We start from the raw sequence: 2,376 nt of genomic DNA, 5'->3' as shown, positions 1-2,376 counted from the left end.
TCACCTGGCGCGGCACGCACTGATGGATCGGCTGCTGCTGTGGCTTCGCCGGGCACATCCGTGCCCTCATCCCCGACGGCACCGAGCACGGGCTGGGGAATGTCGCCGTCTCCGATGAGGCTCTCGAGGAGCTTCACGAGGTCTTCGGCATTGCGGTGCTCGATGGGGAAGGACCGCATGCCCTTGCGAGGCGGTAGGTCCGTTCGTTCGAGACGATCGATCAGCTGCTGGATCTCCTCGTGCAGGTGGAGAGGAGCGGTGACGATCAGCGACCCCGTCAGCGTGTCCTGGACGATACGCTGTCCCCCCTCGGTCTCGACCCCGATGACCTGCGACACCAGCTCGACCGTCTCGGCCAAACCGAAGCGGCGCGGCAGGTAGTGCTTCGTGAACGTCGCCTCGGCGCGATCGAACCTGCGCACGAGCTCGCGCCACTCAGCCATCTCCTCCTCGGGCGCCACGATCACGAGTCGTGGGGAACCCGGGGCAGCGACGGTCGCCCCCCTCAGCCCGATCCCATCGACGGCCTTGCGCTTCTGCACGACCTGCTCCAGCAGTGCAGCCAGAGCGACCGGTGACGCCCGTCGCAGTTCAATCTCCTCGGTTACCGGTGCGCTCGGGATGCGGTCGAGGTGTTCGAGCAGATCAAGGGCCTCGATCACTTGGAACTTCAGCCCAGCGATCAGGACGTGGTCCGTTCCCGAAGGCGACGCCACGAGCGTTCCGTCCTTGGGAAGAAACGCCTGGAGTGCCTGCACGGTGTCCGACGGCGCATCGCCCCGGATCGGTCTTAGGACCTTGATGAAGCCAGCTCTGGCGTCTTCGACATCACCGTCCTCTAGCCTCGCGAGCCCCGCGGCCTGGTCTAGGGGGACGATGCTCAAGGTGTCCTCGCCCGGGGCCTGAATGCAGGCGAGACCACCGCTCGCGAGCACCCGGTTCGCGGTAGCCCAGAGCCCCTCGACCGACACCCCCGGACCCGAGTCAATGCGTACGCTGCCCTCTAATGCACGGGCGCTGAAGTCGATCGGAAGCTCGAGTTCGCTCGCACAAATGCGCAGAAGGTCCTCGAGCTCGATCTCCTCGGCCACGACGTGCATCGACGGCGTTCGAGGATCGGGATCCTGAACGCCGAACGCGCGGGTCCCGGGAAGGACCGCAAGCGCCGCACAGATTGCGGAGAGCATAGCCCCTATTCGTCCGCTACGGCCGCCTCCCACGCGGTCTGGACGGCTGCGAGGTTCGTGTCGAGGTTAGTCTTGGCGGTCGCCACGTCCGTCTGCGCCCGGAGCTGAGCGAGTCGCGTCACGCAAGCCGCTTCGGGTTCCCAGCCGAGGTCGGCGCAGGTCTTCTCGTGCTGCAACAGATCGCGGAGCTCGACCCACTCGTCGTCCGTGCGGTCGATCACGAGGAACTCAGTCGGCTGCTTCCATTGCGCGTTGCCGCGGATCGTACCCAGCGTTGCCTTCTGGGCGCTCGTGAGGTCAGCCGTTGCAGCGGTGAAGAGCGCGTCGAGCACGGCATCGCGCGCGGCGATCGCGGCATCGAGATCGACCTTCGCTTGCTGAAGGTCCGCGACCTGTTGGTCGGTCGCTTGTCCGCTCTTGACGAGGCGTTGCAACTCGTCGTGGGTGGACTTGGCCGATGAGTAGGTTGCGTCCGCATCCGCGAGATCCCCGTTCACTGCGGGATCGGACTCGGTTAGGTCATCGATGATGCCAGCGACTCCGGTCGAGGTGATGCCAGATGCTGCAAGCGCCTCTGCGGACAGACCGGTGCGCAGAGCGAGCACAGCGGTATCGGATGTCTCTCGTGGCGCGAGCGATGCGGCTGCGATGCCGAAGGACAGAACAGTCGGAATCAGGGCTGCGAGGATCTTCATGGGGACTCCCTTGTCTTTTGGATCCGAGTGCGCGACCGGGAAGGTGCGCGCTGTCTCTCGTCTAGGCGCTGGGGCTGAGTGAAGTAACCGGTGCTATCGATCTGAGTTGCGTTCCGCTCGCGATGTATTTCGTGAGGCGGTGGCTGGCAAATGGGCTGGCTCCCTCCTCCTTTGTGTGAGCAAGGGAGGAAACAATTCAGCCTCGTCGGGTTTGTTTTGCACCTTCAATTCAAGCCGTTGCCGGTCAAGGCGTTCCGGATCCATTTGGCGAATAGCGTAATAGCGCGGCCTCTATTCTCTATTTCAATTTCAAGCGCCTGGCGGAAAAGCACTTGCCGCGTGGCGCCGGTTTTGTGGCTCTCCGACACCTTTAGTGGGTGGCCAGGTCGCTCAAACTGCCCCCAACGAGCCGGAGCCCCCCAGCGGTGCCCAGAATCCGGCCTCCAGAACCTGTGAAGGAGGGGAGCAGGCCATGTCCACGACTCAGAGCGCTG

At 64.4% G+C, this 2,376-nt stretch carries 2 protein-coding genes; both read right to left on the bottom strand.

Going from position 1 to position 2,376, the window contains the following annotated elements:
• Nucleotides 1-1,187, bottom strand: a 1,187-nt coding sequence (locus GY725_03050; GenBank protein ID MCP4003153.1) for a hypothetical protein, incomplete at its 3' end; no start/stop codon positions are given.
• Nucleotides 1,188-1,192: 5 nt separating this feature from the next.
• Complete coding sequence (locus tag GY725_03045) at nucleotides 1,193-1,882, bottom strand: hypothetical protein (protein MCP4003152.1); 690 nt, start codon at nucleotides 1,880-1,882, stop codon at nucleotides 1,193-1,195.
• Nucleotides 1,883-2,376 lie beyond the last annotated feature (494 nt).

This window comes from bacterium (assembly GCA_024226335.1).
Taxonomy (GTDB): domain Bacteria; phylum Myxococcota_A; class UBA9160; order SZUA-336; family SZUA-336; genus JAAELY01.
The sequence above is the reverse complement of the archived record's forward strand: the minus strand, read 5'-3'. Positions and strand labels throughout refer to the sequence as shown.

Excerpts from the sequence above, each read along its gene's own strand:
- GY725_03045 (MCP4003152.1), bottom strand. The coding sequence starts at position 1,882 with ATGAAGATCCTCGCAGCCCTGATTCCGACTGTTCTGTCCTTCGGCATC.